We start from the raw sequence: 3,728 nt of genomic DNA, 5'->3' as shown, positions 1-3,728 counted from the left end.
TGGTCACGCTGCCAACCGTGGTCACCGACTGGACCGGCCCTTGTACACCGGTGCCTGGTGTGACCGTGGTCAGGGTCTGATTGGTGACCCCATTGGTGCCGGTAAAGCCGAAGGGCCCGACCCCGCCATTACTGATCACATTGATCGCGACCGTCGCCGGCGCGCTATGGGTGAAGGTACAGGCGATATTGGGCGAGCCAGCGGTAGCAACGGCATCCAGCGTGATCGTGCCCGTCGCCAGATTGGGGGTGGCGGTACCGCCTGGGGTCAGGCCAGTACAGGTCGCTCCGGTGAGCGTAAAGCCCGGTGGGATGGTTTCGGAGACGACAGTCGACGTACCGGAAGTGGTCAAGGTCTGAACCGGGCCGGTCACCGGTACCCCGGACGTGACCGTGGTATTGGTGAAGTTGTTGACCCCGTTGGTACCGGTATAGGGGACACCTGCCGTCCCCCCATTGGTAATGGTGCTTACCGTCACCGTGGGCAACCGGTTATGGGTGAAGGTACAGGCGATGTTGGAACCGGCTGCTGTGGCGGCAGCATCGAGGGTCACCGTACCAGCAGCCAGATTCGGTGTGGCGGTGCCGCCCGCTCCCAAGCCGGTACAGGTCGCCCCGGTGAGGACAAAGCCTGGGGGGATGCTCTCCGTCACGACGGTTGAGGTACCCACGGCGGTGAGGGTCTGTACGGGACCGGTTACCGGCGTCCCGGCTGTTACCGTGGTGTTGGTGAAGTTGTTGACCCCATTGGTACCCGTGTAGGGAAAGCCGCCAGTGCCGCCATTGCTGACCGTGCTGACGGTAACGGTGGGCAGTTTGGCATTGGTGAAGGTACAAGCGATGTTGGAGCCGGCTGCAGTGGCGGCGGCATCAAGTGTCACGGTACCGGCAGCCAGATTCGGTGTCGCCGTACCACCCGTACCCAAGCCGGTACAGGTCGCCCCGGTGAGAACATAGCCGGGTGGGATGGCTTCGGTGACCACCGTTGAGCTGCTGGCAGTGGTCAAACTCTGGATGGGGCCAGTCACCGCTACCCCTGGAGTCACCGTGGTGTTGGTGAAATTGGTGACGCCATTGGTACCGGTATAGGGAACACCTACTGTACCACCATTAGTGATGGTGCTCACCGTCACCGTGGGTGGGGTCGCCGTATTGGTAAAGGTACAGGCGATATTGGAACCTGCAGTGGTGGCAGCCACGTCAAGGGTAACCGACCCCGCAGCCAGATTCGGTGTCGCCGTACCGCCAGCGCCCAGACCGGTACAGTTGACCCCGGTGAGGGTATAACCGGTCGGGATGGTTTCGGTGATGGTGGTGCCAGTGGCGGAAGTAGTGAGCGTCTGGGTGGTACCCGGTGCACCAGTAGCTGGTGCGGTGGTGGTGAGAGTTTCGCCGGGATAGCCATTACCACCGGTATAGGTGAATGGCCCTACGCCGCCATTGCTGACGGCGGTGATGGTGACGGTGCTGGGGGGGAGGCACCAGGAAATATCGTTAAGTCCAACGAACTGAAATTCAGTACCAACAAATGCTGACGATTGCGCATAAGTTAGCGAAGCACTGGTAATACCTGACTGAGAAAAATCAACCGCTACATTACAAAATGTATTGATGTTGGTACCGCAAGGATTAGCAGTACCACGAGTACCAAGGAATGGTCCTGCCAGCGGGTCAGCCGCTTCTGCCGTACCGGCCCCTAAATTAATGACGTGGTACCCTCCGGGACCATTTCCGGACGTAATTGCTGTTGGCAGTAACGCCGTACCATTGTTGGCGGCAAAAGTCGCAAAGTCCCGATACATCTGGGCGCCACCAAGAGGGTTATCAGAACTAATATCGACCGCAGTGAAACTTAATTTATTAACCTGCCGATTAAAACCTAAATTAAAAGTTGCGATTGTTGTACCCGCTGGCGTGCTGTCACTAGCAGCGAATACAGTAAAAGGTACATTGCCGAATGTCCATTGCCTTGGATAAGGCCCAGGAAATCCCCCTACACCGGCGTTACTCTGTGGAACCGCCGGATTCGGCGTAATACTTACCGTAAAATTTGTCGTATTGCCGCCAGTTGCTACGGGACTAACAAGTGGCCCCAAACTGCCATTAGTCCATATGCCTGCAGGAAAACTAAACGTCTGCGCCATTTCCCCCGCCGCACAAGCCTGGGGGGCCGCCCAAGCCTGTTGGCCCAGTAGTAGTGCTGCCATCAATGGCAGGCTTCGCAGTACCCACCCCAGACCAAATCGAATTACCTTCGAGTACCCTTGCAGTCCTTTGTATTTATCATGGGCCATCCCTAGTAATCGCTGCTTCAGTTCGATTTGCTGTTCCATACCTTGACCACCTTTGTTATATGCCTCAAGCAAAACAAGCTCTCATTGCATGAGCGCAATCTCATGCAGTAGCTCTTGCTGGTAGGAATAAATTTGGTCTTAAGAATAGAGAAGAAAATAAATTTCACTACCTCATTTCATACTCCCACATACAACAAAACATCAACATAAACTGTATTACCTTTTAAAAAACTCATAAATCATGAAGAAGACTAGGTCACTTCAAAATAGCCCACCCACATATACCTTATGATTAACTGATGGCAGAACATCACACAGGACGTTTCTTATTGAGAAACGAAAGGTTAGAAACCCCAACAAACACCGTAAACCGAGGGATATAACACCATATGAGCACTTAATAGAAAGTGAAGTAGCGATTACTAAACAGAAACTCCCCCCCCTCTTAAAACCTGTTCAATATCTACTACGTGCCTGTGATCAGGGCTCATGTTCTACTCGTGGCAGATCATCGAACGGGTTTTTGGACCTTGTCCAAAGTCTTGCTTTTTTTGAGCTGTTTTTTCGCCTGGAAAAACGAAACCAAAACTCTATCCTGACATCTTGACAGATCACCTGATTTTCTGTCCCGCCTAAGCACAATTCAACCGCGGTTCTGTGCTTTACGACGATAGCGCCCTATTCACGATAGATAGTAGATAAGGGTAAAGGACAGACGACTTCAGGTGTCGGTTAGCATGTATAGCGGTGGAGCTAACTATGGGGCTTGTTGTTCGTTACTGCTTGATCAGCTGCGCATTGGCGGGCTGCTCGACATTGCTTTGGGCCAAAGAAAATGTGGATGAAACCATACCGCTTGTGCTTGGCGTAGATCACCTAAGCCCATTACCCAGCGATATAGAAACCCCGCTTGTACCCAGCAAACGCGGTCTGCAACTACTCAGCGGTAGTGCTCACCCTTTCGAAATTGTGACCGTGCCGGCTACACCCGGCACTGTGAGGGTAGACAGGCCACGCCATGCACTACGCATGACAAGCCAGACCGTTGCCAATGCAATGCGACAGTTTGGCTTTCAGGTGAGTCAATGCGAAACCCTGACACGTTTGCCTTCCAAGCTAAAACGGGATGAGGGAAGCCCCCGCTTGGAGCTGGCGCTGACCTTCAAGGTTTCCTGCAAGTACTAGTGCGCTCATGCATCTCCAAAGACCATCAAAAGGTAAAGTAAAGCATGCGGCCTCACCCAATAGTCAACAGATGCCACGCCAACGGCAGCATGGCTTAATCGGGCAACTTGGAGTGAGCACCTGCTAAGAACCTGTTCAAAGTCTTTTCATCTAGCTCCAGACCGGCGATGCTTGCCCAATGAGAACCCCTTACCCCAGCGATATCAGTCGCGAACAATTCGAAGCCATCCGCCCTTTGCTGGAAAACGCC

At 53.8% G+C, this 3,728-nt stretch carries 2 protein-coding genes; one reads left to right on the top strand and one right to left on the bottom strand.

Annotation, left to right across the window (positions count from 1 at the left end):
- A partial coding sequence (locus tag ACUHMQ_RS20275) for a beta strand repeat-containing protein (protein ID WP_445297261.1) occupies positions 1–2,332 on the bottom strand: 2,332 nt, incomplete at its 3' end.
- 720 nt (positions 2,333–3,052) lie between these two features.
- On the opposite strand from ACUHMQ_RS20275, the gene ACUHMQ_RS20270 reads away from it, so the two are divergent.
- Positions 3,053–3,478: a hypothetical protein gene (locus ACUHMQ_RS20270; RefSeq protein ID WP_445297260.1), complete on the top strand. Its 426-nt coding sequence runs from the start codon at positions 3,053–3,055 to the stop codon at positions 3,476–3,478.
- Positions 3,479–3,728 lie beyond the last annotated feature (250 nt).

Source organism: Chitinimonas violaceus (genome assembly GCF_052601015.1).
Note: the sequence above shows the minus strand (reverse complement) of the source record. Positions and strands in the feature narration are given on the sequence as shown.